This is a genomic window from Streptomyces marianii (genome assembly GCF_005795905.1).
GTDB classification, from domain to species: domain Bacteria; phylum Actinomycetota; class Actinomycetes; order Streptomycetales; family Streptomycetaceae; genus Streptomyces; species Streptomyces marianii.
The window spans coordinates 4423723-4449616 of the sequence record NZ_VAWE01000001.1 but is presented as its reverse complement, the minus strand read 5'-3'; the positions used below and the strand labels follow the sequence as shown (position 1 = coordinate 4449616).

The 25894-nt window shown below is 71.0% G+C and carries 22 protein-coding genes and 5 tRNA genes; 11 read left to right on the top strand and 16 right to left on the bottom strand.

The window, feature by feature from the left end; genetic code table 11:
• Positions 1-29: 29 nt before the first annotated feature.
• Positions 30-308, bottom strand: coding sequence for an integrase (locus FEF34_RS20055; RefSeq protein ID WP_171053020.1), 279 nt, complete (start codon positions 306-308; stop codon positions 30-32).
• Entirely contained in the window at positions 305-550 is a 246-nt protein-coding gene (locus tag FEF34_RS20050) for a helix-turn-helix domain-containing protein (RefSeq protein WP_138054396.1), read from the bottom strand. The genes FEF34_RS20055 and FEF34_RS20050 overlap by 4 nt, the downstream gene beginning before the upstream one ends.
• Positions 551-795: 245 nt before the next feature.
• Here FEF34_RS20050 and FEF34_RS20045 point away from each other — a divergent pair, with 245 nt between their 5' ends.
• Both FEF34_RS20045 and FEF34_RS20040 read left to right on the top strand, forming a co-directional pair.
• A complete protein-coding gene (locus tag FEF34_RS20045) occupies positions 796-1458 on the top strand; it encodes a hypothetical protein (protein WP_138054395.1) in 663 nt (220 codons plus the stop codon).
• Positions 1459-1460: 2 nt separating this feature from the next.
• Positions 1461-3074, top strand: a complete 1614-nt coding sequence (locus FEF34_RS20040) for a site-specific integrase (RefSeq protein ID WP_138054394.1) — start codon at positions 1461-1463, stop codon at positions 3072-3074.
• 34 nt (positions 3075-3108) lie between these two features.
• Here the strand turns inward: FEF34_RS20040 and FEF34_RS20035 are convergent.
• From FEF34_RS20035 to FEF34_RS20010, 6 genes are all read right to left on the bottom strand, one after another.
• Positions 3109-3181 (bottom strand) — tRNA-Lys (locus FEF34_RS20035).
• A gap of 631 nt (positions 3182-3812) precedes the next feature.
• Positions 3813-6017, bottom strand: a complete 2205-nt coding sequence (locus FEF34_RS20030) for a DEAD/DEAH box helicase (protein ID WP_138054393.1) — start codon at positions 6015-6017, stop codon at positions 3813-3815.
• A 412-nt stretch (positions 6018-6429) separates the two neighbouring features.
• A complete protein-coding gene (locus FEF34_RS20025) occupies positions 6430-7014 on the bottom strand; it encodes a hypothetical protein (RefSeq protein WP_234042468.1) in 585 nt (194 codons plus the stop codon).
• A 104-nt stretch (positions 7015-7118) separates the two neighbouring features.
• The gene (gene crcB, locus FEF34_RS20020) at positions 7119-7481 is read right to left on the bottom strand and encodes a fluoride efflux transporter CrcB (protein WP_138054392.1); all 363 of its coding nucleotides are present in this window, start codon (positions 7479-7481) and stop codon (positions 7119-7121) included.
• On the bottom strand, positions 7478-7969 hold the full coding sequence (locus FEF34_RS20015) for a fluoride efflux transporter FluC (protein WP_138054391.1): 492 nt from the start codon (positions 7967-7969) through the stop codon (positions 7478-7480). The genes crcB and FEF34_RS20015 overlap by 4 nt, the downstream gene beginning before the upstream one ends.
• Before the next feature lie 73 nt (positions 7970-8042).
• On the bottom strand, positions 8043-8393 hold the full coding sequence (locus tag FEF34_RS20010) for a metallopeptidase family protein (RefSeq protein WP_199800681.1): 351 nt from the start codon (positions 8391-8393) through the stop codon (positions 8043-8045).
• A 71-nt stretch (positions 8394-8464) separates the two neighbouring features.
• Between FEF34_RS20010 and FEF34_RS20005 the strand changes: the two genes are divergently transcribed.
• The 4 genes from FEF34_RS20005 to FEF34_RS19990 all read left to right on the top strand — a co-directional run bounded on the left by FEF34_RS20005 (position 8465) and on the right by FEF34_RS19990 (position 10390).
• Complete coding sequence (locus FEF34_RS20005) at positions 8465-10021, top strand: metallophosphoesterase family protein (RefSeq protein WP_138054390.1); 1557 nt, start codon at positions 8465-8467, stop codon at positions 10019-10021.
• 80 nt (positions 10022-10101) lie between these two features.
• Positions 10102-10174, top strand: a tRNA-Glu gene (locus tag FEF34_RS20000).
• A gap of 46 nt (positions 10175-10220) precedes the next feature.
• A tRNA-Asp gene (locus FEF34_RS19995) sits at positions 10221-10295 on the top strand.
• A 21-nt stretch (positions 10296-10316) separates the two neighbouring features.
• Positions 10317-10390: transfer RNA gene (locus FEF34_RS19990), tRNA-Phe, on the top strand.
• Between the two features lie 97 nt (positions 10391-10487).
• On the opposite strand, the gene FEF34_RS19985 is transcribed toward FEF34_RS19990, so the two are convergent.
• The 3 genes from FEF34_RS19985 to FEF34_RS41340 are packed head-to-tail and all read right to left on the bottom strand — an operon-like array spanning position 10488 to position 12882.
• Positions 10488-11315 (bottom strand): cytochrome c biogenesis CcdA family protein, encoded by an 828-nt coding sequence (locus FEF34_RS19985; protein WP_138054389.1) that lies wholly within the window; start codon positions 11313-11315, stop codon positions 10488-10490.
• Complete coding sequence (locus FEF34_RS19980; protein WP_138054388.1) at positions 11312-12202, bottom strand: DsbA family protein; 891 nt, start codon at positions 12200-12202, stop codon at positions 11312-11314. The genes FEF34_RS19985 and FEF34_RS19980 overlap by 4 nt, the downstream gene beginning before the upstream one ends.
• A 59-nt stretch (positions 12203-12261) precedes the next feature.
• Entirely contained in the window at positions 12262-12882 is a 621-nt protein-coding gene (locus FEF34_RS41340; RefSeq protein WP_171053018.1) for a hypothetical protein, read from the bottom strand.
• 829 nt (positions 12883-13711) lie between these two features.
• Between FEF34_RS41340 and hrpA the strand changes: the two genes are divergently transcribed.
• The 3 genes from hrpA to FEF34_RS19960 all read left to right on the top strand — a co-directional run bounded on the left by hrpA (position 13712) and on the right by FEF34_RS19960 (position 18342).
• A complete protein-coding gene (gene hrpA / locus FEF34_RS19970) occupies positions 13712-17671 on the top strand; it encodes an ATP-dependent RNA helicase HrpA (RefSeq protein WP_138054386.1) in 3960 nt (1319 codons plus the stop codon).
• A gap of 91 nt (positions 17672-17762) precedes the next feature.
• Positions 17763-17837, top strand: a tRNA-Asp gene (locus FEF34_RS19965).
• A gap of 121 nt (positions 17838-17958) precedes the next feature.
• On the top strand, positions 17959-18342 hold the full coding sequence (locus tag FEF34_RS19960) for a DUF6274 family protein (RefSeq protein WP_138054385.1): 384 nt from the start codon (positions 17959-17961) through the stop codon (positions 18340-18342).
• A 424-nt stretch (positions 18343-18766) separates the two neighbouring features.
• On the opposite strand, the gene bldC is transcribed toward FEF34_RS19960, so the two are convergent.
• The gene (bldC, locus tag FEF34_RS19955) at positions 18767-18973 is read right to left on the bottom strand and encodes a developmental transcriptional regulator BldC (RefSeq protein ID WP_003949541.1); all 207 of its coding nucleotides are present in this window, start codon (positions 18971-18973) and stop codon (positions 18767-18769) included.
• A 491-nt stretch (positions 18974-19464) separates the two neighbouring features.
• Entirely contained in the window at positions 19465-20310 is an 846-nt protein-coding gene (locus FEF34_RS19950) for a hypothetical protein (RefSeq protein ID WP_138054384.1), read from the bottom strand.
• Positions 20311-20465: 155 nt separating this feature from the next.
• Here FEF34_RS19950 and FEF34_RS19945 point away from each other — a divergent pair, with 155 nt between their 5' ends.
• On the top strand, positions 20466-21557 hold the full coding sequence (locus FEF34_RS19945) for a Leu/Phe/Val dehydrogenase (RefSeq protein ID WP_138054383.1): 1092 nt from the start codon (positions 20466-20468) through the stop codon (positions 21555-21557).
• 279 nt (positions 21558-21836) lie between these two features.
• A complete protein-coding gene (locus tag FEF34_RS19940) occupies positions 21837-22085 on the top strand; it encodes a DUF3073 domain-containing protein (protein WP_138054382.1) in 249 nt (82 codons plus the stop codon).
• A 63-nt stretch (positions 22086-22148) separates the two neighbouring features.
• On the opposite strand, the gene purM is transcribed toward FEF34_RS19940, so the two are convergent.
• The 3 genes from purM to FEF34_RS19925 form a co-directional block, all read right to left on the bottom strand.
• Complete coding sequence (gene purM / locus FEF34_RS19935; protein WP_138054381.1) at positions 22149-23213, bottom strand: phosphoribosylformylglycinamidine cyclo-ligase; 1065 nt, start codon at positions 23211-23213, stop codon at positions 22149-22151.
• A 36-nt stretch (positions 23214-23249) separates the two neighbouring features.
• Positions 23250-24767 (bottom strand): amidophosphoribosyltransferase, encoded by a 1518-nt coding sequence (gene purF, locus FEF34_RS19930; RefSeq protein WP_138054380.1) that lies wholly within the window; start codon positions 24765-24767, stop codon positions 23250-23252.
• Positions 24768-25010: 243 nt separating this feature from the next.
• Complete coding sequence (locus tag FEF34_RS19925) at positions 25011-25853, bottom strand: META domain-containing protein (protein WP_138054379.1); 843 nt, start codon at positions 25851-25853, stop codon at positions 25011-25013.
• Positions 25854-25894 lie beyond the last annotated feature (41 nt).

Here is a 25894-nt window from a genome sequence, read left to right as displayed (position 1 = left end):
GGTCGTTCGCACCCCGTGCCGCCGTCTGTTCAGGCTTGGACGGAGGAGAGTTCGAGGGCTCCGGCGGATGCGTCAACATCCGCACGGAGCCCGGCCTCTTCCTGTGGACGGACGCCGAGTGCCTCGTGCAGCTCGGCGGTGACGACCCGCAGCGCGCGGCCGAGTCGCAGAGTCCGCACTGGTAGCTCCCCCCGCTTGGCCAGGGCGTACGTCGTACTGCGCTTGAGCCCGAACGCGCGGCCGGCGGTCTCAAGGTCGATGGTCGCGGGGAGGGCGAGCAGCTCTGCTCGAGTGAGGGCGCCGCTCATGCCACCTGCTCTCGGTTTCGCTGCTGGGTCAAGTCGTCGAGGACGCGGGCATAGGCGAGCGCCGCTTCTCCCCTTGGGGTCCGCTTCCCCCGCTCCCAGCGCCACACCGTCGACGGGTCCACCCCGCACAGGTCCGCGATCTCCGACAGCGACAGCCGAGCGGCGGCACGCGTGCGCATCGCTGCCCCTGAGGCAGCGTCGGCCCGCACCTGCGCGAGACGTAGGACATCAGTTCTGATCATGGACCGAGCCTAGCCGATACCTTGCCCCAACTCCACAGGACTTTCCCGCCCGTTAGGTCAGGGTCAACCTTGCCCTTAGGCAAGGTTAGGCAGGGAACAGGGGGGAAGATGCGGGACCAAATGAGCCTTGATGAGCACAGACAAGAAAGGATAGGGAAAGCAGGGTGGAGAGCCTGAACGCATGCACGAGAACGAGAGGGCCAATCATCCTTGCCACTTCCTTGCCCTTCAGGCAGGATTCAGGCATGCAGAATGATGGAGTGCCCGATGGATGGGACTACGTAGCCGCCCCAGGCTGGCCCTACGACCAGTTCCGTGGGGAACCGCCCCTCGTCGATCTCGGGCACCTGAAGATGCCGAGCCACTTCACTGGTATCGCGGTAGGGAAGAAGGTCCGCGCCACGGTCGCGCTGTGCTTCCGCGCCGCCCCCCAGTCGGGCGTACAGCTCGTGTCCGTCATGACCGGTGACACGGGAGCCGACTTCGGACTCGAAACGGTTCTAGAAGCGGCGGGAATCGCGACATGGAAGCACGCCGCGTTCATGCAGTTGGTGAACAGCTCGGCTACCGAATGGCTCGGGGAGATCCTTGCCCCCCAGGCCGACCAGTCGGCTTCCGCGTTCGAGCGGAAGAAGGAAGAGGCACGGCGGCTGCTGGCCCCGCTGTTCGATCTCCTGCCGACACACCAGACGCCTGGACAGCGCCGCAGCCTCACGCCGGACCACCTGGCCAACGTGGCGGAGGTCTACAGCGAGGCGCATAAGCAGGGCCAGCCGCCCACCGTCGCGGTCGCCGAGCACTTCGGCGTGTCCCACTCCGCTGCCGCGAAGTGGGTCGGGGCGGCACGTAAGCAAGGCCAGTTGGGGCCCGTCGCGAAGGGGTCTCGGGGATCTGTTGAGGGGGACTGAGATTGAACGGGTCGACTCACCGGCGGTGCAACTGCCGGGACCAAGAGAGCGGGAAGCTGCTCGGGAGTAGGTGTCCGAAGCTCAAGAACAAACGCCATGGGGCCTACAGGCTGCGGCAGGAGCTCCCGCCCACCAGCGAGGGCAAGCGGCGCTCGTTCACTCGTGGTGGCTATGAGTCAAAGGGGGAGGCCCAGGCCGACCTGGACCACGTACGGGCACTGCTCGCCCTGGCCGAATCGGACGACGAAGAGGGCCGCGAGCGCATCGTCGAGATGCTGGCCAAGGTGGCGCAGGACAAGGCGCCATTGCCGGACCTCGAAGAGACGCGGCGCCGACTGCACACTACGCAGTCCCTCACGATCCGGATCACGGTCGGCGAGTGGCTCGACACCTGGCTTGCGGCAAAGAAGACCCGGAAGACCACGACTAACGGCTACGCCTCGCACATCAAGGTCCACCTGAAGCCGCGCATCGGGCACCTGCGGCTGGATCGGCTCAACGTGGGGCACCTCATCGAGATGTTCGACGCCATCGGCGACGAGAACGAGGTGATCGCGGCCGAGAACCAGAAGCGCCGCGATCAGATCGCTCGGTGCAAACCGAGCAAGGCCGGGCGCCCGGTCGCCGCCGAGCGGGCGAAGCTGGCGGTGGAGAAGGAGAAGCTCGCCGAGATGAAGCCCTTCCGGAAACCCACGGGGCCGGCGACCCGCCAGAGCATCCGGCGGACCCTGCGGGCAGCACTGAACGCGGCGATAGCCCGGCAGCTCGTCACCTTCAACCCGGCCGCGCACGTGGAGCTTGAGTCGGGCAAGCGCCCGAAGCCGCTGCTGTGGACGGCTGAGCGGGTGGAGCGGTGGCAGGAGACGGGCGAGAAGCCCAGCCCGGTCATGGTGTGGATGCCGGAACAGCTCGGGGCCTTCCTGGACCACGCGTCGGAGCACCGGCTCTACGCGTTCTTCCACCTGATCGCGTTCCGCGGGCTGCGGCGCGGCGAAGGCGTGGGCCAGGACTGGACACACGTGAACCTGGACGCCGGGCTCCTGACTGTCGCGAGCGAGATCGTGCAGGACGGATGGACGCCGTACGAGTCGGAGCCAAAGACGGACTCCAGCGCGAACGCCATCGGCCTGGACAACGACACCGTGGCTGTTCTGCGGGCACACAGGGTCCGGCAGAACAAAGAGCGCCTCAAGTGGGGGAAAAGCTGGCAGAACACGGGGAAGGTCTTCACCAAGGAGGACGGATCCTGGCTGCATCCGGACACCGTCTCGAAGGAGTTCCGGCGCCTCTACGAGGAGATTGGCCTGCCGCCCATCAACCTCCGGGACCTGCGCCACGGGACGGCGACTCTCACCCACGCCGGCGGTGGCGACCTCCACACCATCAAGGAGACGCTGCGGCACTCCACCATCACGCTGACTTCGGACACATATACGAGCCTGCTGCCCGAGGTCGACAAGGCCGCCGCAGAGGCAGCCGCTCGGCTCGTCCCGAGAGCGCGTCCGGCGGTGGCGGCGAACGGGAGTTCCAGCACCGCCGCTCCCGCATCGCTCCCGCATGGGCGCGCGAACGACGAAGCGCCCCGACCAGTTGAAACCAGTCGAGGCGCTAAGTAGCAGGTCGGAGGGGTTAACCCCCGCCTGCGGTCGGTAGGCCGTGTGGGACTCGAACCCACAACCAACGGATTAAAAGTCCGCTGCTCTGCCAATTGAGCTAACGGCCCTCGGCGAGTCATCCCCGAGCATAGCCGTACGACGCCCGCCATCCGATCGGGTATCCCCCGCAGGCTGACGTCACGGGTGGAAAACGTGGTCCTGCCGGGCGTGTGCGCGCCGCTCGGACGACAGGTCGAGCAGGTGTGCGGTACGCCCCACGCCGGTGTGCGCCGGGCGGGACACCGGTTCCCCGGCCGGCCGCCGTCGATGCGGCCGAAGGGGAAGAACCGCGTCCGCCCGTGGGTCACGGGCGCGCCACCAGGTCGGGACGCCCCGTCACCTCTCGGATCACCGGGCGACGTCAGCACGTTGGACCGGCCGGGCCCTCACCGACCCCAACGACGTGTACGCGGCCGTCGGGGTCGACGCCTTGCCTCCAACCGGGCGGTACGGCCGCAGTTCGGAGCCCGGCCGCACCAGCACGTCGTCGCGCCGGCCGAACGGCCCCGCGACGGCCGACGCCGACCAGCGAGAGGGAGGGAGCGAGGGAGGGACACCCAGCCGGCCCCCGTGCGAGTGCGTCGGCCCCAACGCCGGCCCACCGGCGCTGAAAAGGGGATTCGAACCCGTCCAAGGCGAACGGGCCCGTACGGCACCGAAGTGCGGTACGGGCCCGTTCGTCAGGGCTTGGCCCCAGCGTCAGCCGTTGCGCTTCCAGCGCGGCTTGTCGTCACGGCGGCCGCCTCCGAAGGAGCCGGAGCTCGAACCGCCGCGGTGGTCGTCACGGCGGCCGTACGGGCGGTCGTGGCCGCCGGAGCGGAAGCCGCCGCCCGAGGGGCGGTCGTCGCGGCGGTCGCGGTTGAACGGACGGTCGCTGCCGGCGCGGTGGTCGCGGCGCTCGAAGGAACGGCCACCGCGGTCGTCGCGACGGTCGTCACGACGGAAGCCACCACGGTCGTCACGACGCTCGAAACCGCGGTCACCACGGTCGTTGTCCCGGCGGTCACGGTTGAACGGACGGTCGTTGTCACGGCGCTCGAAGGAACGGCCACCGCGGTCGTTGTCCCGCCGGAAGCCACCGCGGTCGTTGTCCCGCCGGAAGCCACCGCGGTCGTTGTCGCGACGGTCGCGGTTGAACGGACGGTCGTTGTCACGGCGCTCGAAGGAACGGCCACCGCGGTCGTTGTCCCGGCGGTCGTCACGACGGAAGCCACCACGGTCGTCACGACGCTCGAAACCGCGGTCACCACGGTCGTTGTCCCGGCGGTCACGGCGCTCGAAGTTGCCCCGCTCGTCACGACGGTCGTCACGGCGCTCACGGAGCTCGCGGACCGGACGCTCCTCGCGAGCCTCACGCACCGGCTGCTCCGGTACGGACACCTCGGCGACTGCCTGGACGTCCGCCTCCGCCGCCTGCGCGGCCTCGGCGACCGCGGCCTCCGGGTCCTCGCCCCGCTCCCGCGCCGCGCGGGCGACGAGGCGGTCGGCCTCCTCGCGCAGCTCGACGGCACGGCGCTGCAGACGCTCCAGCTGCTTGGTGAGCTGGTCGACCTCGCGCTCGGCCTGCTTCGCGGCGTTGCTCGCGGAGTCCGCCTGGACCTCGGTCAGCGAACGGGCGCCGGTGATCTCGGCGACCTCGGGGTCGAACACGCCGGCACCGCCGACGATGTGGCGCGAGGCGTCCACGCCCGCGTCCTCCATCAGCCGGAAGATCTGGCGGCGCTGGTGCGGGAGCGCCAGCGAGACGACGGTGCCGGACTGGCCGGCGCGGGCGGTGCGGCCCGAGCGGTGCAGGTAGTCCTTGTGGTCACCGGCCGGGTCCACGTTCAGGACCAGGTCGATGCCGTCGACGTGGATACCGCGGGCGGCGACGTCGGTCGCGACCAGCACGTTCACGTAGCCGTCCTTGAAGTCGGCGAGCGTGCGCGTGCGGGCGCCCTGCGTCATACCGCCGTGCAGCGCGTCCGCCCGCACTCCGGCGTCCCGCAGCTGCTCGGCGACGCGGTCCGCGCCCAGCTGGGTGCGGACGAAGATGATGGTGCGACCCTTTCGGGCGGCGATGGCGGCCGTGACCGGCGCCTTGTCCTTGGGCTTCACGACCAGGACGTGGTGGGTCATGGTCGTGACGGCACCGGCGGACGGGTCGACCTCGTGCGTCACCGGGTCGACCAGGTAGCGCTTGACGAGGCTGTCGATCTCGTTCTCCAGCGTCGCTGAGAACAGCAGGCGCTGGCCGCCCTCGGGGATCTGGTCGAGCAGTTCGGTGACCTCGGGAAGGAAGCCCAGGTCGGCCATCTGGTCGGCCTCGTCGAGGACCGCGATCCGGACGGACTCCAGGGAGCAGGCGCCGCGGTTGATGATGTCCCGCAGCCGGCCCGGGGTCGCGACGAGGATGTCGACGCCCCGCTCCAGGGCGTAGATCTGGTTGCCCATGGACGTACCGCCGCAGACGACCTTCATCTTCAGGCCGAGGACGTCGCCGTACGGCTGGAGCGCGTCGGCGACCTGCATGGCGAGTTCACGGGTCGGGGTGAGGATGACGCCGCGGGGCTTCTTCTTCTCGGTGTGGCCGCCGGCCAGGGTGGCGAGCAGCGGCAGACCGAAGGAGAGGGTCTTTCCGGAGCCGGTGCGGCCGCGGCCGAGGATGTCCTTGCCGGCCAGGGCGTCCGGGATGGTCGCGGCCTGGATCGGGAACGGGACGGTGACGCCGTTCTGGGCGAGCTTGCGGACAACGCCCTCGGGGAGGCCGAGGTCGCCGAAGGTCACCTCGGGCGCGTCGGACGTCTCGGTGGTGTCCGCGGCCTCGTCGGTGACGAGAGTGCCGTCGGTGTTCCCGGTGTTCCCGGCCTCGACGATCTCGTCGTTCTCGGGCAGGACGGCACGGTCAGAACTGGAAATGGACATGCGAAATGCGAAACCTTCCGGAGTCTCGGCACGCGCCCAAACTCCGTGTTTCGCAATTCGACCGCCTCGATGCGGTCAGCCACGGCAAGGGAGAGTACGCGCCACACGCGGCGCGCTTCGGTGGTGGCGCCGGGCAAATGGGATCAAACGATCTACCACCATACGCACCCTCCCCGGCTCAAGGCAAACCGCTTCGGTGCGTCGCTCGTCACACTCCCGGGATGCTCTCGGGACGCTCTCGAGGAGCCCCACCCCCGCACCTGCTCCGACCGGACATCCCGTGCTGTCCGCCGAGCGTCAACGGGCGCCGGCCCGACGTCCCACGACCGGGTACGCGGCCGGCGCACGAGCACCTTGCCGGCGCCTCGCGACCGGGAACTCCGACCGCCTCCCCGCCGCGCCTCGGCCACCGTCACACGGGTGCCATCTGTGGTGATGCCTCCGGTTCCGTGCCGAACCCCTCCCCTTGCGTGTCGACGGCCTCCCTCATCCCGCCCAGCTGGGTCTCCGCGGCCGGTGACTCCGTCGGCGGGTCGGTCGGCTCTCCGGAGGGGCCGGGATCGGGGCTCGACGGCGTCGGCTCGGTGGGCGGCGTCGGCTCGGCCGAAGGTGTCGGCTCGGCGGGCGGCGTCGGCTGGCCGGGCGGCGGGGTCGGCCGCTGGGGGGACGGCGGCTTCGCCTCACCCGTACCCCTGGAGGGCGAGGCCGGCGGCGCCGCGGAGGCTCCCGGGCTCACCGACTCGTCCGCACCCGCACTCCCGGACCCGCCACCGGAGGGCCCCGTACCACCCATGCCCGTCCGGCTCCGACCGCCGGAACCGCCCGGCGCGCCCCCGCCGCCGTCCGGTTCGGCGGCGGCACCGCGCCGCTGCGGTGTCTTCACCGGCGCCGGATCGTCGGCGTCGTCGCTCACGCTCACACAGCCGGCGGAGGCCGCGACGGCCAGTGCGGTGGCGAACCAGACGGCACAACGGCCGGGGGCGGACAGCTGGCGCACGGTGGCACCTCCGGGGCACAGGACGCGGTTTCCCTGCCCAACTCCCCGAGCCCCGCAGGGGACACGCCCCTGCGCGACCGCCGGGCGCCGCCGCCGGATCGGGCCTAACGCGCCAAGCCCCCCGCCAGATCGGCCCCGAGGATCACCGCCCCCAGCCCCACCAGCACCGACCCGGCCACATTCGCCAGCGCCAGGAGCAGCCAGCCCCGCTCGGCCAGCCGCAGCGTCTCGTACGAGAAGGTGGAGTACGTCGTCAAGGCGCCGCACAGCCCCGTGCCGAGCAGCTCGTAGCTGCCCGACGCGATCGAGGCGCCGGCCAGCAGGCCGAGGACGAAGCTGCCCGAGGCGTTCACCGCGAACGTGCCCCACGGGAAGACCGAGTCGTGGCGCAGCTGGATCTCACGGTCCATCAGATAGCGCAGCGGAGCGCCCACCGTCGCGCCCACCACGACCAGCACCCAGTTCACGGAGCCGACCTCCGCCGGTCCACCAGCCGGCGCGCCGCCGACGCCCCCAGCCACACCGCCCCCATGGCCGCGGCGAGCGTCGCGGCGGCGTACAGCAGCGCGCCCGCCCGGTGGCGTTCCAACAGCCGGGCGAAGTCGAGGACGTACGCCGAGAAGGTGGTGAAACCGCCCAGCACCCCGACGCCGAGGAACGGCCGCACGAGCGGACGTGTGACCACACCGCGCTCGCTCACCAGCACCATCAGCACCCCGATGAGCAGGCAGCCGAACGCGTTGACGGCGAACGTCGCCCAGACGGAGGGCCACAGCTGGGACACCCCGTACCGCGTCGACGCCCCGATCGCCCCGCCGGCCGCGACCACCGCGAGGACCTTCCACTTCCGGGGCCCCTCGGTCTCGATGCGCTGGGCCGGCGCATGGAGGTCGACGTCCGGGTCGATCGCCTCCGAACGGAGGCCGTGCGAAGGGGGATACGGGTGCTCGCTCATCGGCACCCCGGCCCCGGTGCCGTAGCCGGCACGGCTGCGCGCCCCGGTCCCGTCGCCGGCACGGCTGCCGGCCTCATCCGTAACCCAGCGCGTGCAGCCGCTCGTCGTCGATCCCGAAGTGGTGCGCGATCTCGTGGACGACCGTGATCTCGGTCTCCTCGACCACGTCCTCGCGCGACTCGCACATCCGGAGCGTCGGCCCGCGGTAGATCGTGATCCGGTCCGGCAGCACGCCCGCGTACCACTCCCCGCGGTCCGTCAGCGGAGTCCCCTCGTAGAGCCCGAGCAGCTCGGGGTCGGACGGGTCGGGTTCGTCCTCGACGAACACGGCGACGTTGTCCATCAGACGTGTCAGCTCGGGCGGGATCCTGTCCAGCGCCTCGGCGACCAGTTCCTCGAACTCCTCGCGCGTCATCTCCAGCACCCGGCCATTGTCACGCACACGCGCCCCCGCCGGTGGGCATAGCCCGGCGCGGACGCGGGCATACGCGTCCAATGGCCCGCGTCCACGAACTTCTCCATGCCGGCCTCGTCCGCCTCAAGCGCCACTACCGGTCCCACCACACGAACCCCGTCAGCACCCTGGTCCACAGCCCTCACCCGTACGGCCGCGCCTTCGGACTCGTGGCCGTCGTCCTGCTGGGGGCGTGGCTGGGGCTGCTGGTCGTGGGGGCCGTCCGCACCCCGGTGGGCCCCGTGGACACGGACATGGCGCTCAGCCCGTCCCTCTCCGGCGGCACGAAGATCAACGTCTCCCCGCTCGGCGCCCTCGACCTCGACTCGCACACCGCGCCGATCCGGCTCGACGTCGACATCGACCGGCTCGACCCCGTCCGCTCCCAGGCACTCGTCGAGCACCCCGAGCGTCTCGCCGGACTCCAGGAGGAGATCGGCCAGGACGTCACGGACGGCACACGCGAGCTCGCCCTGCGCTCCTGCGTCGCCGTGGTCTCCGGCGCCACGGCCCTCGGCCTCGTCGTCTACCGCCGCCCGCGCCGGGCCCTCGCGGCCGGCGGCCTGGCCCTCGTGCTGCTGGCCGCCTCCGGGGTGAGCGCATGGGCCACCTGGAACCCGAAGTCGGTACTGGAGCCCAGGTTCTCCGGCCTGCTGAGCAGCGCACCCTCGGTCGTCGGCAACGCGCGCTCGATCGTCACCGAATTCGACGTCTACCAGAAGGAGTTGGCACGCCTCGTCACCAACGTCACCAAGCTGTACGAGGCGACCTCCACGCTGCCGGTCTACCAGCAGGACCCGAGCACCATGCGCGTGCTGCACGTCTCCGACATCCACCTCAACCCGGCCTCGTGGCACATCATCGGCTCACTCGTGGAGCAGTACGACATCGACGTGATCATCGACTCCGGCGACACCATGGACCACGGCACGGCGGCGGAGAACACCTTCCTCGACCCGATTCCGGACCTCGGCGCGCCCTACGTCTGGGTCCGCGGCAACCACGACTCGCCCGTGACCCAGAGCTATCTCCAGCGCCTGAAGAACGTCCACGTCCTCGACGAGGGCCGCGCGGTGACCGTGGGCGGCCTGCGGGTGGCGGGCACCGGCGATCCCCAGTTCACCCCGGACCGCTCGACGGTCCCCGCGGGCGATCCCGCCGAGCGCATGGCCGGCATCCGGCTCGCCTCGGCCCTGCGCGACCAGCGCGCGGCCGGCACCCCGGTCGACATCGCGGTCGCCCACAACCCCGTCGCCGCGCGCGAGACCGACGGCGAGGTGCCGCTGGCCCTGGCGGGCCACGTCCACCGCCGGGACACCGAGATCCTCCCGCTCGGCACCCGTCTCAAGATCGAGGGCTCCACGGGCGGCGGCGGTCTGCGGGCGGTCGAGCGCGAGGAGCCCGAGAAGGTCCGCGCCTCCGTGCTCTACCTCGACCGGGACACGCGGACCCTCCAGGCCTGGGACGAGATCACCCTCGGCGGGCTGGGCCTCACGACGGCCGAGGTCAGCCGTCACCTGGCCAAGGCGCCTCCGCCGCAGGGTCCGGACGCGCCCCGGACTCCGCCCCCGACGGGCCTGCCGCCCCCCGCCCCGTAAACCGTTTTGGCGATAGGTCCCCGCATCCCATATGCTTCTCACGTCCCCGACGCGCTGCGAAGCGCCCAGGCGGGCCCTTAGCCCTCATCGTCTAGTGGCCCAGGACGCCGCCCTTTCAAGGCGGTAGCACGGGTTCGAATCCCGTTGGGGGCACGCATCACCGTGTGCGAGACTTGCTCTCGCGCAATGCATCACCTCTGGTCCTGTGGAGCAGTTTGGAGTGCTCGCCACCCTGTCAAGGTGGAGGCCGCGGGTTCAAATCCCGTCAGGACCGCTGCGACTCCTCGAGTCGCACGGCTGGGTAGCTCAGTTGGTACGAGCGTCCGCCTGAAAAGCGGAAGGTCGCCGGTTCGACCCCGGCCCCAGCCACCGCAGCCCACAGGGCGAACACCCCCGTCGAAGATCTTCGACGGGGGTGTTTTCGTGTCGGTTACGCCAACCGGTGCGCCGACGGGGCGGGACGCCGTCAGGCCCGGTCCCGCCCCCGCAGCCCGCGTACCGCGAGGACGATCGCCGCGGCCGCCACGACCAGGGCGAGCAGTACCCAGTCGGGAACCGCGCGCCCCGCGGAGGAGGCCCACTGCTCCACGGCGAAGGAGTCGTCGACCGACAGCAGTCCCGGGAGGGCCGTCGTGCCGTCGAAGACGAGGAAGACGGCGCCGAGGACGATGAAGAAGAGCCCGGACAGGGCCGAGGTGGAGTGCAGCTCGAAACGGCCGGCGACGCGCAGTGTGCGCCCCCGCAGCCATCGGCGGCGGGACAGGTCGTAGCGTTCCCATAGCAGGGCCAGGACGAACAGCGGCACCGCCATGCCCAGGGCGTAGACGGCGAGGAGGAGCCCTCCGTACGCGGGGCTCCCGCTCAGGGCCGCCACCGTGAGGACGCTGCCGAGGATCGGGCCCGCGCAGAAACCCGCGAGCCCGTAGACAGCGCCGAGGGCGTAGACCGAGAGCGCGGTCGTGGGGCGGATCCGCCCGCCGGCCTCGGCGAGGCGCCGGGAGGCGAAACCGAGGCCCGCCAGCTGGGCCACCCCGAGCGCGATGATCAGCCAGCCGCCCACCGCCACCAGGAGGTCGCGGTGGCCGTAGAAGAGGCGTCCGGCGAACGAACCCGCGGCACCCAGCGGAACCAGCGTCGTCGCCAGGCCCGCGTAGAAGACGCAGGTACGCGCGACGAGCCGGGACGTGGTGTCGATCGAGTACGCGAAGAAGGCCGGCAGCAGCAGGGCGCTGCAGGGGCTGAGCAGGGCGAGCAGGCCGCCCAGGAAGGCGGCCAGGTATCCGATGTCGCTCACTCGCCGCCCGCCGTCCCCGGCACCGGGGTTCCGGGAGCTGTCGTGCCGGGAGCTGTCGTGCCGGGAGCCGGGGTGCCCGGAGCCGTCGCGCCGGGAGCCAGGGCCGTCGGCGCCGACTCCGGTCCCGCCGGCTCCGTGGTCACGGCCTTGCGCGCCGCCTCGATCGCGTCGACGAAGGTCCCCGCCGGCTGGGCGCCCGCGATCGGACGGCCGTTGACCACGAACGACGGCGTGGACGTGGCGCCCAGCCCGTACCCCTCCTCCTGGTCCCTCGCCACGGCCTGACGCGCCTCCTCGCTGTCCGCGTCGCGGGTGAAACGCGCCAGGTCCTTCACTCCGGCCACGGCGGCGAGTTCCCTGAGCTGCTGCTCGCCGAAGCCCTTCTCCTTGGCGCCGTCGGCGTACGCGGCCTTGTGGAACTGCCAGAAGCGGCCCTGCCGCCCGGCGGCCCAGGCGGCCCGGGCGGCGGCCTCCGACTCCTCGCCGAAGATCGGGAAGTTGCGCCATTCGATGCGCAGGACGCCCTTCTCCACGTACTTCCGGATCAGTTCCGGCTCGGTGTCGCGGGCGAACTTGCCGCAGTAGCCGCACTTGAAGTCGGCGTACTCGACCATCACCACGGGCGCGTCGGCGCGGCCCAGCGCCAGCGGGTCGGCGGCGTCGCGCCGGGCGAGCTTCTCCAGCTCCGGGTAGACGCCGGCGTCGGGCTCGGCGGAGACGTCGGCGACGGAGCGCCCGCCGGTCGTGGAGTCGTCGGGCTTGGTGGCCGTGTACGAGACGAAACCGAGCAGCACCGCGGCGGCGGCGACGGCGGCGCCGTACCCGAACGGCTTGAGGGAGCGGGCTGGACGGGTGCCGCTGGGGGCGGGGGTGCGGGACGCGGGCATGGCGGTGTTCTCTCTCCGGGTGGCGCAGGGTTGCGGGCAGGACGGGGCGATGCCGCGACCTATACGCGCAGGACGGAGAGGTCTATCGGGCCGGGTGCCGCGAGCGCAGGCGGGGCGCGCTCCGGCGCGAGGTCCAGGACGGCGTCTTCGGCCGCCGGGCAGCCGGCCCCGCCATGGGCGGTGGTCGGCAGGGCGGGCAGAAGTTCGTGCGCGGCGGACCCGCGCGGCGGCGTGGCGGGGCTCAGCCCGCCGTCAGCGGAGCCTTCGCCGCAACCGGGAGCCCGGTGCTCGCCGGCCGGGGCCGCGCCCTGCTTCGCCGCGGTGGCGGGCGGAGCGACCGCAGCGGGCGGGGGCGCAGCGCCCTGCGGAGCCACAGCGGCGGCGGCCACCGCACCGTTCGGAGGCACAGCGGCCTGCGGGCCCACAGCGGTGGGCCCAGCCACGGCGACCTGCGGAGCCACCGCGGCAGACGCAGCAACGCCGACCCGCGGAGTCACAGCAGCCGACCGTGCCACCGCACCGGACCCGGCCACGGCGACCTGCGGCCGACCGGCCCCGGCCGTGCCGCCGGTGTCCGCGGCCGTACTCGTCCCCACGCAGAGAAGTGCCCCCGCCAGCACCGCCGTGAGCGCCGCCACGGCCGCGAGGGCGCGGTGCCAACGGGTGCTGGGGCTTGGCATGGACGGGGGCTCCTGGAGTCGACGTGCCCGTAATCGTACGGCTCGGCCGCTCCCTCGGCCGGTACGCCCTGCCCCGCACCGGCCGTCCGTGGCCCCCGCCCGTACCCGCGCGACCCCGTGTACGGGCGGTCGCGCCGGTCGGGGCCGCGGGGCGCGGGCCCCTGCGCCACCCGTCACCGCGGCCAGGGCACCCGCCGACGGCAGAGCCACCCCCGGCCGGACCCGCCACCGCACCGACCGCGCCCCGGGCCCGTCGCCCGCGCCCCGCGACCACCACCCACCGACCGGCGTTCTCCAACGCCGCCGCGAAGCACGGCACCCGCCTGCCGCACCGCCTCCCTCGGCCGGACCCGCCACCGCACCGACCGCGCCCCGGGCCCGTCGCCCGCGCCCCGCGACCACCACCCACCGACCGGCGTTCTCCAACGCCGCCGCGAAGCACGGCACCCGCCTGCCGCACCGCCTCCCTCGGCCGGACCCGCCACCGCACCGACCACGCCCCACGACCACCACCCACACCGACCGCCAACTCCGCCGCGCAGGACGACACCCGCCCGCACCGCTTCCCTCGGCCGGACCCGCCACCGCACCGACCGCGCCCCGGGCCCACCGACCGCGCCCCACGACCACCACCCACCGACCGGCGTTCTCCAACGCCGCCGCGAAGCACGGCACCCGTCGACGGCAGACGCCACCCGGAAAGCGCCGGCCGTTCCTCCGCCTGCCCGCCCACCGGAACCGCTCGCCGCAGCCGGCCGTTGATCCCGCACCCGCCCCACCGGAAATGGGTTCGCCAGTCCGCTCGCACGGGTGCGATCCTGGATCCCGTATGTCTACTTCCTTCGCCGATCTCCAGAAGCAGCTGGCCGAGATCTCGCTGCGCGACGCGCACCGGCTCGGGCGGCGCCTCGAGGGCACCCGCCGCATCCGCAAACCCGAGGCCCGGCAGGCCGTGCTCGACGAGATCGCGGCCGAGGCCGGCAAGGCCGCCGCGCGGACCGCCGCGCGCGCGGCACGGGTGCCTGGGGTCACGTATCCCGAACAGCTCCCGGTCAGCCAGAAGAAGGACGAGATCCTCGCGGCGATACGGGACCACCAGGTCGTGATCGTCGCGGGAGAGACCGGCTCCGGCAAGACGACGCAGATCCCCAAGATCTGTCTCGAGCTCGGCCGCGGAGTACGCGGCATGATCGGGCACACCCAGCCGCGCCGGATCGCCGCGCGGACGGTCGCCGAGCGCGTGGCCGAGGAGTTGCGCACCCCGCTCGGCGAGGCGGTGGGCTGGAAGGTCCGCTTCACCGACCAGGTGAACCAGGACGCGACCTTCGTCAAGCTCATGACGGACGGCATCCTGCTCGCGGAGATCCAGACGGACCGCGAGCTGCGCGCCTACGACACGATCATCATCGACGAGGCGCACGAGCGGTCGCTCAACATCGACTTCCTGCTCGGCTATCTGGCCCAGCTGCTGCCGAGGCGTCCCGACCTCAAAGTCGTGATCACCTCCGCGACCATCGACCCCGAACGGTTCTCCCGGCACTTCGGGAACGCGCCGATCGTCGAGGTCTCCGGCCGGACCTACCCCGTCGAGGTCCGCTACCGCCCCCTCCTGGAGGAGGAGAGCGACGAGTCCGACCGCGACCAGATCACCGCGATCTGCGAGGCGGTCGACGAACTCCAGAAGGAAGGGCCGGGCGACGTCCTGGTCTTCCTCTCCGGTGAGCGGGAGATCCGAGACACCGCGGACGCGCTGAACAAGAAGAACCTCCGCCACACCGAGGTCCTCCCCCTCTACGCCCGGCTCTCGCACGCCGAGCAGCACCGCGTCTTCCAGCCGCACTCGGGCCGCCGCATCGTCCTCGCGACGAACGTGGCCGAGACGTCCCTGACGGTGCCGGGCATCAAGTACGTCATCGACCCGGGCACCGCCCGCATCTCCCGCTACAGCCACCGCACCAAGGTCCAGCGCCTGCCCATCGAGGCGGTCAGCCAGGCCAGCGCCAACCAGCGCAAGGGCCGCTGCGGCCGTACCTCGGACGGCATCTGCATCCGGCTCTACAGCGAGGACGACTTCCTGTCCCGGCCGGAGTTCACCGACGCCGAGATCCTCCGCACGAACCTGGCGTCCGTCATCCTCCAGATGACCGCGGCCGGCCTCGGCGACATCGAGCGGTTCCCCTTCATCGACCCGCCGGACCACCGCAACATCCGCGACGGCGTACAGCTCCTCCAGGAGCTGGGCGCACTCGACCTGGCGCAGAAGTCCCCCCAGGAGGGGAGGAAGGTGCAGCGGCTGACGCCGACGGGCCGCAAGCTCGCCCAGCTGCCCGTCGACCCGCGCCTCGCCCGGATGGTGATCGAGGCCGAGAAGAACGGCTGCGTGCGCGAGGTCATGGTCATCGCGGCCGCGCTCTCCATCCAGGACCCTCGGGAGCGCCCCGCCGACAAGCAGGCCCAGGCGGACCAGCAGCACGCCCGCTTCAAGGACGAGACGAGCGACTTCCTCGCCTTCCTCAACCTCTGGCGCTACATCCGCGAGCAGCAGAAGGAACGCGGCTCGTCCAGCTTCCGCCGGATGTGCAAGCAGGAGTACCTGAACTTCCTGCGCATCCGCGAGTGGCAGGACATCTACGCGCAGCTGCGCACGGTGGCCAAGCAGATGGGCATCCACTTCGAGGAGCCCGCGGCGGAGGCCGGCGCGCCCGAGCAGTCCGTGCACGTCTCGCTCCTCGCCGGCCTCCTGTCCCACATCGGGATGAAGGACGTGAAGGACGGCGCGAAGAACGAGTACCTGGGTGCCCGCAACGCCAAGTTCGCCGTCTTCCCCGGCTCTGCGCTGTTCAGGAAGCCGCCGCGCTTCGTCATGTCCGCCGAGCTGGTCGAGACGTCCCGGCTGTGGGCGCGGGTCAACGCGAGGATCGAGCCCGAGTGGATCGAGCCGCTCGCCGAGCATCTGGTAAAGCGCACCTACAGCGAGCCGCACTGGGAGAAGGACCAGGCGGCGGTGATGGCGTACGAGAAGGTCACTCTGTACGGCGTGCCGATCGTCGCCCAGCGCAAGGTGAACTACGGGCGCATCGACCCCGGGGTCAGCCGTGATCTCTTCATCCGCAACGCCCTGGTCGAGGGCGACTGGCGTACGCACCACAAGTTCTTCGCGGACAACCGCAGGCTCCTCACCGAGGTGGAGGAGCTGGAGCACCGGGCCCGTCGCCGCGACATCCTCGTCGACGACGAGACCCTGTTCGACTTCTACGACCAGCGGGTGCCGGAGCACGTGGTGTCCGGGGCCCACTTCGACTCGTGGTGGAAGCACAAGCGCCGTGAGCAGCCCGAGCTGCTCGACTTCGAGCGCGAGATGCTCATCAACGAGAAGGCCGGGGCGGTCACCAAGGACGACTACCCGGACTCGTGGCGGCAGGGGCGGCTGAAGTTCCGCGTCACGTACCAGTTCGAGCCGGGCGCGGACGCCGACGGCGTGACCGTGCACATTCCGCTCCAGGTGCTCAACCAGGTCACGGCCGAGGGCTTCGACTGGCAGATCCCGGGTCTGCGCAACGAGGTCGTGACGGAACTGATCCGCTCCCTGCCGAAGCCGATCCGCCGGAACTACGTGCCGGCGCCGGACTTCGCGAAGGCGTTCCTGGAGAGGGCCGTCCCACTGCAGGAGCCGCTGCCGGTCACGCTGGCACGGGAGCTCCAGCAATTGGTCGGGGTGCCGGTCTCGGCGGACGACTTCGACCTGGCGAGAGTCCCGGACCATCTGAAGGTCACCTTCCGGATCGTCGACGAGCGGCGCCGCAAGCTGGCCGAGGACAAGGACCTGGAGGCACTGCGCCTGCGGCTGAAGCCGAAGGCCCGCAAGGCGCTTTCGGAGGCCGTCGCGGCCACGGCCGGCCGGTCCGGCGGCGACGCCGTCGAACGGACGGGGCTGAAGACCTGGACGATCGGCACCCTGACGCGGGTCTTCGAGACCCGCCGTGCCGGCCAGCCGGTCAAGGCCTACCCGGCGCTGGTGGACGACGGCGAGTCGGTCTCGGTACGCCTCTTCGACACCGAGGCCGAGCAGGCGGAGGCGATGTGGCGGGGCACCCGTCGGCTGATCATGCTGAACATCCCGGTGAACCCCGCGAAGTTCGCCTCCGACCGGATGTCCAACCAGCAGAAGCTGGCCCTGTCCGCCAACCCGCACGGCTCGGTCCAGGCCCTCTTCGACGACTGCGCGACGGCCGCCGCGGACAAGCTGATCGCGGACCACGGCGGACCGGCCTGGGACGAGGAATCGTTCCGGAAGCTCTACGACAAGGTCCGCGCCGACCTGGTGGACGCGACCGTGCGGACCGTCGACCAAGTGGGGCAGATCCTGGCCGCCTGGCAGGCCTGTGACCGCCGCCTCAAGAGCACGACCAGCCCGGCGCTCGCCGGCAACGCCAAGGACGTGCGCGAGCAGCTGACGTGGCTCGTGCCGGCGGGCTTCGTGACGCGGACGGGCCTTCGCCGGCTCCCCGACCTGATGCGCTACCTGGTCGCGGTGGACCGCCGGCTACAGCAGATGCCGACCTCCGTCCAGCGCGACACGACGCGTATGGAGAAGGTCCACGAGATGCAGGACGAGTACGCCTGGCTCCTGGAGCAGCTGCCCAAGGGCCGGCCGGTGCCGCAGGAGGTCCGGGACATCCGCTGGATGATCGAGGAGCTGCGGGTGAGCTACTTCGCCCACGCGCTGGGCACCGCGTACCCCGTCTCCGACAAGCGCATCGTCAAGGCGATCGACGCGGCGGCACCGTGACGCGGCCGTTGCCTTGAGTGAGTTCGACCGGACCCTCTGACCTGCTGTACAGTCTCTCTCGCAGCCAACGAGCGATCGGGCTGCGAAACCTGGTCCTGTGGAGCAGTTTGGAGTGCTCGCCACCCTGTCAAGGTGGAGGCCGCGGGTTCAAATCCCGTCAGGACCGCAGTGAACGGAAGGCCCGCGCCAAGTGGTGCGGGCCTTCTGGCGTATTGACTGGAGCTTGCGCCGCCGGTACCCAGTCAGGACAGGGGTTGCGGGGCCCCCGATCCGCGGGAGGTGGCGCGATGGCGGCATCCACAGCGAGACACGAGACCAGGGCGCTGCTGCGCGCCCATCTGGCGGCCGCCTCCGGCTATCGCCACCTCACCCGGCGGTGTCCGGTCTGCCATCGGCTGCTGCGCCTCGCCATGGACCCCTCGGAGGCAGTGCCGGAGGAGCCCGGTCCGCCGCCTTCCGCGCTCCTGGGGGGCCGTCAGGCTCCCGCACCCTCCCCGGCCGTGGTGCGCCCCGAGAGTCCGCGGAACGCCGTGCGCCCGGTGGGCCCGGCGGGCCCCGCGGAAGCAGCCGGCACGGCGGGCGCCGAGCGTGGCTCCGGCTCCGGCTCCGGCCCCGGCTCCGGCTCCGATTCCGGCTCCGATTCCAGGGACGAAGGTCCCACCCGTGCATGACCAATGGCGCCTTGTCCCACCGCGGACGGGCGGCAGACTCGCAGAGGGAGGACAGACCACGCGCGGCAAGACCTTCGGCGTGTGACGGGAGTCACCGAACGAGTTTGTGAGACAGGCGACTTTACCCCCTCCCTACAAGCGAAAAATCAAATGCGTGCAATTGCACCCCCGGCTGAGCAGCCCCGCACGACTCCCCAGGGGCTCCCTGGCCCCCCTACGGGACGCACGCCGCAGGTCCCGCCCGCCCCTCTCGCCGAACGGCCGCACACCACGGCCCGAACGGCCCGGCACACAAAAAGATCGCGCTGGACCCGGCGGAGTCCAGCGCGATCGACGACGAAACCTGTTGGGGCAGGCGCCCGCCGTGTCGAGCTCTGTGCAGGGCTACCGGGTTGGGGGTCCGGAGATGCCCTTGATCGGGGTGTCAGGCCTCGCTGCGCTGCTGCGGAATACCCGCCAGCAGTGCGCGGACCTCTGCCTCGCGGTACCGGCGGTGTCCACCGAGCGTACGGATGGACGTGAGCTTGCCTGCCTTGGCCCAGCGCGTGACCGTCTTCGGGTCCACGCGGAACATCGTGGCAACCTCAGCCGGGGTCAGCAGCGGCTCGGCATCAGGGGTGCGAGCGGTCATGAGCGGCCTCCTCGGGAGAACCGAACCTTCTCGGTTCTTTCCTCTAAATTCTGCACCTTGACCCGCGTTGCCCGAAATGGCGGACGCGGGCCGAGTCGGTTATAGGACGAACGGCTTGTCCTCGGCACTACAACTACACCATCTGTCCAGCCACGTCGGCCAAACCGATGGAATTGCCCTCTCAGGTGTTCATCAGCGGCGGAAGCCGATGCTTCATGCCATAACGGACAGTCACGCCACAGTGACGATCAGTCACAGAGCGATCAGGAGTCATCAGACCCCCCATAGAGTGCAATGCTGAGATTTCCGCCCTCAGGTAGGCGGAAGGAACCCTCCCCGGACTCCTTGTCCTATTTTGGCACGAGGGTGGGCGAGGGTTGCAAGAGACGACTTAGTGCTGTCCGTCACGCTTGAACCAAAGGCCCGGATCGAGACCTACGTCCCCTACATGTCCGGTTCGGTTCCGGGAAGGGTACGCCACGTCCCGACCGTCAGTTCGCGAACTGACGGTCGCGGACCGCCCGCCAGCGGTCCGTGAGCCGGCCGTAGGCCGCACCCGCGGCCTCTCCGTCGCCTTCCCGCAGCGCCGCGATGCCCGCGGCCACATCGGCGGCGGACCGGTCCTCGGCCAGCCGGTCCGGCGACAGTGCGTGGACGAGGCCGCCGTAGTCGAGCTCGACCAGGGAGCGCGGGTGGAACTCCTCCAGCCATCGCCCCACATCCACCAGCCCCTCCGTGAGCGGACCCTCCTCGATCCTGTCCCGCAGGGTCTTCAGGGCCCGTGCCAGCCTGCGTCTGGCCTGGACCATCGGCGTGCGGTAACGCAGCACGGGCGGCACCCCCGGCACCTCGCCCGGCTCGTACTCGCGCTCGTCGTCCGCGAACAGGACGAACCAGCGCACCGGCACCTGCCAGACCGCGGTCCTGATCCAGGGGCGGGCGTCCGGGTTGCGCTCCCGCCACGCCTCGTAGTCGGCGGCGGCCTGGCCGCGCACCACGGGCGGCAGCACCGCGTCCAGCACCAGGGGAGGGAAGAGCCCGGTCAGCTCCTCCAGGGCCAGCCAGCCGCGCAGCCTGGTGCGCCAGGGGCAGATCCGGACGACGCCGTCGTCCTCCGTGACGAAGGCGTCGGCGCTCTCGTGGACCGGCACCGGTACGGGAGGGGTCGGCAGCAGGTCCGCCAGGGACCGCCTGAGCTCGTCCTGGGCGGTGGGGGTCCGCCCGGAGCGGGCATAACGGGACCAGTGACTCCGCTCGGGCTCCGGGAACGCCGCCAAGGGCTCGTACACCCGCAGGTAGGACGCGTACGGGACGAGCACAGAAGTCGCGGCCGTCATGTCACAGATCCTTCCACGCACGTACTCCGGGAGAGGGTGATCCTGAGCACTGGGGCCGATCTACCCCTCCGTAGGACTTACTCTCTTGCCCATCGGGTCCCTCCCCACCCACAGGAGGGCCCTCATTCGCCGCTTCGTACTTGGGAGTCACCACCGTGACCGATGTGACCGACGGCGTCCTGCACACCCTGTTCCACTCGGACCAGGGCGGACATGAGCAAGTCGTGCTCTGCCAGGACCGCGCCAGTGGTTTGAAGGCCGTCATCGCCATCCACTCCACCGCCTTGGGCCCTGCCCTCGGCGGCACCCGCTTCTACCCGTACGCCTCCGAGGAAGCCGCCGTCGCCGACGCGCTGAACCTCTCCCGGGGGATGTCGTACAAGAACGCCATGGCCGGCCTCGGCCACGGCGGCGGCAAGGCCGTGATCATCGGGGACCCGGAGCGGATCAAGTCCGAGGAGCTGCTGCTGGCCTACGGCCGGTTCGTCGCGTCCCTGGGCGGCCGTTACGTCACCGCCTGCGACGTCGGCACCTACGTGGCCGACATGGACGTCGTGGCCCGCGAGTGCCGCTGGACCACCGGCCGCTCCCCCGAGAACGGCGGCGCCGGCGACTCGTCCGTGCTCACCGCCTACGGCGTCTTCCAGGGCATGCGGGCCTCCGCGCAAGCCGAGTGGGGCGACCCCACGCTGCGCGGCCGCAAGGTGGGCGTCGCGGGCGTCGGCAAGGTCGGCCACTACCTGGTCGAGCACCTGCTGGAGGACGGAGCCGAGGTCGTCGTCACCGATGTGCGCGAGGAGTCGGTGCGCCGGATCACGGACAAGTTCCCGCAGGTGCGGGTGGCCCGGGACACGGACGAGCTGATCCGTGCGGAATCCCTGGGGGGTCTCGACATCTACGCCCCCTGCGCCATGGGTGGCGCGCTGAACGACGAGACGGTTCCCGTGCTGACGGCCCGGATCGTGTGCGGCGCCGCCAACAACCAGCTCGCGCACCCGGGCGTCGAGAAGGACCTCGCCGACCGCCACATCCTCTACGCACCCGACTACGTCGTGAACGCGGGCGGGGTGATCCAGGTCGCCGACGAGCTGCACGGCTTCGACTTCGACCGGTGCAAGGCGAAGGCGTCGAAGATCTTCGAGACCACACTGGCGATATTCGCACGTGCGAAGGAAGATGGTATTCCGCCGGCCGCGGCCGCGGACCGTATCGCGGAGCAGCGGATGGCGGAGGCGCGTCGCCGATAGCACCCCGCGGGTGTTCCTCGCCGACCGGGGAGACAAGACTCACGCCGGTCGGCGAGCCGCCCGCCGAGAAGAGGTTAAAATCGCGGTTGACCAGCGAGGACGGGGCGCCTCGCGGGTCCTGCGAGGTGGCACGTGATGCGGGCGGCGTACCGTATGGCCGCGGAAGCAGGTACCGTTGAAGCCCTACGGACCGGTCTCTCCACGGAGAGCCCGCTCCGAACCATGAACGCGTGTCAAGACTCTGGGGCCGTCGAGCCCCGTCACCGAGGGGGTCGAGCCATGGGGCGCGGCCGGGCCAAGGCCAAGCAGACGAAGGTCGCCCGCCAGCTGAAGTACAACAGCGGTGGGACGGATCTCTCACGTCTGGCCAGCGAGCTGGGCGCATCGACTTCGAGTCAACCGCCGAACGCGGAGCCGTTCGAGGACGACGAGGACGACGACCCGTACGCCCGCTACGCGGATATGTACAACGACGACGAGGACGAGGACGAGGAGTCCGGTCCGTCGTCACAGCGTCGCGGTGCTTGACGCCTGCACCTGCATTCTTCAGACCCGGTCCGGGGCCCATCCCCGGACCGGGTTCTGTGCTGTTCAGCTCGCGTAGTCGCCGACCATCCCGGCGCCGTCGGTGTGCTCCCCGCGCTCGGTGATCCCACCGGCGATCCACGCGTCGACACCGCGGTCGGCGAGGGTCGCCAGGGCGACGTCGACCGACTCCTGCGGAACGACCGCCATCATCCCCACGCCCATGTTGAGGGTCTTCTCCAACTCGGCGCGCTCCACCCGGCCGGCGCTGCCGACGAGGTCGAAGACCGCGCCCGGCGTCCATGTCGACCGGTCGACGACCGCGTGCAGGCCGTCCGGCACCACGCGCGCCAGGTTGGCGGCGAGTCCGCCGCCGGTGATGTGGCTGAAGGCGTGCACCTCGGTGGTCCGGGTCAGGGCCAGGCAGTCCAGCGAGTAGATCCTGGTGGGCTCGAGCAGTTCCTCACCGAGGGTGCGGCCGAACTCCGGGATCTCCCGGTCGAGCGTCCAGCCCGCCCGGTCGAAGACCACGTGCCGCACAAGCGAGTACCCGTTCGAGTGAAGGCCCGAGGACGCCATCGCGATCACCGCGTCCCCCGTACGGATGCGATCGGCACCCAGCAGCCGGTCGGCCTCCACGACGCCCGTACCGGCGCCGGCGACGTCGAAGTCGTCCGGGCCCAGCAGACCCGGGTGTTCGGCCGTCTCGCCGCCCACCAGGGCGCAGCCGGCGAGGACGCAGCCCTCGGCGATGCCCTTGACGATCGCGGCCACCCGCTCCGGGTGCACCTTGCCGACGCAGATGTAGTCGGTCATGAACAGCGGTTCGGCGCCGCACACGACGATGTCGTCCATGACCATCGCGACGAGGTCGTGGCCGATCGAGTCGTACACGCCCATCTGGCGCGCGAGGTCGACTTTGGTGCCGACGCCGTCGGTGGCGGAGGCGAGCAGCGGGCGCTCGTACCGCTTGAGGGCGGAGGCGTCGAAGAGGCCGGCGAAGCCGCCGATGCCGCCGAGTACCTCGGGGCGGCGGGTCTTCTTCACCCACTCCTTCATCAGTTCGACGGCGCGGTCGCCCGCCTCGATGTCGACGCCCGCGGCAGCGTAGGAAGCACCTGTCTCAGACATTGCCTGGGATCTTTCGGTTGGGATGACGGGACCTGGTCACGGACGACGGAGCGCGTCGGCGGCGTCCGCGCCGCCCGCAAGCTCGGTCTCCAGCAGCTGCTTGCCGAGCAGCTCGGGGTCGGGCAGTTCCATCGGGTACTCGCCGTCGAAGCAGGCGCGGCACAGGTTCGGCTTGTCGATGGTCGTGGCCTCGATCATGCCGTCGATGGAGATGTACGCGAGCGAGTCGGCGCCCAGCGAAGTACCGATCTCGTCGATCGTCATGCCGTTGGCGATCAGCTCGGCACGGGTCGCGAAGTCGATGCCGAAGAAGCACGGCCACTTCACGGGCGGGGACGAGATCCGGATGTGGACCTCGGCGGCGCCGGCCTCGCGGAGCATCCTCACCAGGGCGCGCTGGGTGTTGCCGCGGACGATCGAGTCGTCGACCACCACGAGCCGCTTGCCCTTGATGACTTCCTTGAGGGGGTTCAGCTTGAGGCGGATGCCCAGCTGGCGGATCGTCTGGGACGGCTGGATGAAGGTCCGGCCCACGTAGGCGTTCTTGACCAGGCCCGAGCCGTAGGGGATGCCCGACGCCTCCGCGTAGCCGATGGCCGCGGGGGTGCCGGACTCCGGCGTCGCTATGACGAGATCGGCCTCGACGGGAGCTTCCTTCGCCAGGCGGCGGCCCATCTCCACGCGGGAGAGGTAGACGTTCCGGCCGGCGATGTCGGTGTCGGGGCGGGCGAGGTAGACGTACTCGAAGACACAGCCCTTGGGCTTCGCTTCTGCGAAGCGTGAGGTGCGGATGCCGTTCTCGTCGATCGCGATGAGCTCGCCCGGCTCGATCTCGCGGACGAAGCTCGCACCGCAGATGTCCAGGGCGGCGGACTCGGAGGCGACCACCCAGCCACGCTCGAGCCGGCCGAGGACCAGCGGGCGGATGCCCTGGGGGTCGCGCGCGGCGTAGAGCGTGTCCTCGTCCATGAAGACGAGCGAGAAGGCGCCCCGGACGTCGGGGAGGACCTTGGCGGCCGCCTGCTCGACCGTGAGGGGCTTGCCGTCGTCGTCGGTCTGCCCGGCGAGCAGCGCGGTGACGAGGTCGGTGTCGTTGGTGGCGGCGACCTGGGTGGCGCGGCCGTCCTGGCGGGGCAGGTCGGCGACCATCTCGGCGAGCCGGGCCGTGTTCACCAGGTTGCCGTTGTGGCCGAGCGCGATGGAGCCGTGGGCGGTCGCCCGGAAGGTCGGCTGCGCGTTCTCCCACACGGAGGCGCCCGTGGTCGAGTAGCGGGCGTGACCGACCGCGATATGACCCTGCAGGGAACCGAGTGAGGTCTCGTCGAAGACCTGGGACACGAGGCCCATGTCCTTGAAGACGAGGATCTGGGAGCCGTTGCTGACCGCGATGCCCGCGGATTCCTGACCCCGGTGTTGGAGGGCGTAGAGCCCGAAGTAAGTGAGCTTGGCGACCTCTTCACCCGGAGCCCAGACACCGAAGACGCCGCAAGCGTCCTGGGGGCCCTTCTCGCCGGGGAGCAGGTCGTGGCTGAGTCGTCCGTCACCACGTGGCACGGCACCGAGTGTAGGCGAGATCGACCACTGGTCCGAATTGGGGATGCGGCGCAGAACCGCCCCCACCGGGTCAGAGGTTCACACAAAAGCCGCGTAATCAAGCCTTTGGGGGGTCCTACGGGCTGGTAAGGGCGGCGGGGCGGCGTGCCGCACATCACTCTCCGCACCACCCGAGCGGGGCCGGGCCGGGCCGCGGCCGTCACCCTGCGGGGTCACCTCACCGGCTCGGTCCTCCCGTCCGCGTCACCCGGCCGTCGCCGCCACTCCCTTGCCGCTGTCCGCGGAGGTGAGGGTCAGGCTGCGGTGGTCCAGCTCGTACGACACCGTGCCCCTGAGGGCCTCGGCCACGGCCTTCTCGAGCATTCCGGCGGTGCCCGCGCACATCTTGCGGGTGCTGGACAGCCGGCCGACGGTGAGCGTCGACCCGGACGTCTTCGCCTCGGCGCGGAAGTCGTTGCAGCCGAGGTTGCCGCTCAGCGAGCCGTCCTTGCCGATGACGAAGTGGGCCTTGCCCTCGGTGCCGGGCGGCAGCGAGGCTGCCGTCTCCCCGTCGAGCAGGGAGGTGACGGTCCACTTGGTGCCCGTGAGCGGGGCGGCGGGCTGCGCGCTCAGCGCGATGGAGTCGCCCTCGGCGGTGGCCAGGGTCAGGTTCTTCTCCGACACCTTCGCCTTCAGCTCACCGGAGAAGGCCGTGCGCAGGGCCTCCTCGAAGCCCGCGACGCCCTGCGGGCAGCCCATCTCCGTCATCTGGCCGCGCCCGACGGTGATGGTGTCGCCCTTGATGGTCACATCGGCTCCGAAGTGGTTGCAGCCGTAGTTGCCCTCGGCGCGGCCCTTCGCGCCGTCCTCGCCCGCTTCCCCGGTCGTGAACTCCACATGGGCTCCGGCCGGGGCATCGGTCCGCTTGCCGTCGACGGTCACGTTCTGGACGGTCCAGTGCACGCCGGTGACGGGGGCCACGGGCCGCACGGAGCCGCCCGCGTCGTCCCCCGCACCCTGGCCCGGGCCCTTCTCGGAGCCGCAGGCCGTCAGCGTGATCGTGGCCGCCAGCGTGGCCACCGCGGGAACGATCAGTTGAGTACGCATGCCGTTCTGACGGTGCGGGCGGGGCTGCGGTTCCCCGGGAG

What these genes read in the sequence shown, in the direction of transcription:
- FEF34_RS19925 (WP_138054379.1), bottom strand. Translation starts at nt 25,853, where the DNA reads ATGCGTACTCAACTGATCGTTCCCGCGGTGGCCACGCTGGCGGCCACG.
- FEF34_RS19960 (WP_138054385.1), top strand. Translation starts at nt 17,959, where the DNA reads ATGGCGGCATCCACAGCGAGACACGAGACCAGGGCGCTGCTGCGCGCC.
- FEF34_RS20055 (WP_171053020.1), bottom strand. Translation starts at nt 308, where the DNA reads ATGAGCGGCGCCCTCACTCGAGCAGAGCTGCTCGCCCTCCCCGCGACC.
- FEF34_RS20030 (WP_138054393.1), bottom strand. Translation starts at nt 6,017, where the DNA reads ATGTCCATTTCCAGTTCTGACCGTGCCGTCCTGCCCGAGAACGACGAG.
- FEF34_RS19980 (WP_138054388.1), bottom strand. Translation starts at nt 12,202, where the DNA reads ATGCCCGCGTCCCGCACCCCCGCCCCCAGCGGCACCCGTCCAGCCCGC.
- FEF34_RS19940 (WP_138054382.1), top strand. Translation starts at nt 21,837, where the DNA reads ATGGGGCGCGGCCGGGCCAAGGCCAAGCAGACGAAGGTCGCCCGCCAG.
- FEF34_RS19950 (WP_138054384.1), bottom strand. Translation starts at nt 20,310, where the DNA reads ATGACGGCCGCGACTTCTGTGCTCGTCCCGTACGCGTCCTACCTGCGG.
- hrpA (WP_138054386.1), top strand. Translation starts at nt 13,712, where the DNA reads ATGTCTACTTCCTTCGCCGATCTCCAGAAGCAGCTGGCCGAGATCTCG.
- FEF34_RS20005 (WP_138054390.1), top strand. Translation starts at nt 8,465, where the DNA reads ATGGCCCGCGTCCACGAACTTCTCCATGCCGGCCTCGTCCGCCTCAAG.
- purM (WP_138054381.1), bottom strand. Translation starts at nt 23,213, where the DNA reads ATGTCTGAGACAGGTGCTTCCTACGCTGCCGCGGGCGTCGACATCGAG.
- FEF34_RS20045 (WP_138054395.1), top strand. Translation starts at nt 796, where the DNA reads ATGCAGAATGATGGAGTGCCCGATGGATGGGACTACGTAGCCGCCCCA.
- FEF34_RS20015 (WP_138054391.1), bottom strand. Translation starts at nt 7,969, where the DNA reads ATGAGCGAGCACCCGTATCCCCCTTCGCACGGCCTCCGTTCGGAGGCG.
- bldC (WP_003949541.1), bottom strand. Translation starts at nt 18,973, where the DNA reads ATGACCGCTCGCACCCCTGATGCCGAGCCGCTGCTGACCCCGGCTGAG.
- FEF34_RS20050 (WP_138054396.1), bottom strand. Translation starts at nt 550, where the DNA reads ATGATCAGAACTGATGTCCTACGTCTCGCGCAGGTGCGGGCCGACGCT.
- FEF34_RS41340 (WP_171053018.1), bottom strand. Translation starts at nt 12,882, where the DNA reads ATGCCAAGCCCCAGCACCCGTTGGCACCGCGCCCTCGCGGCCGTGGCG.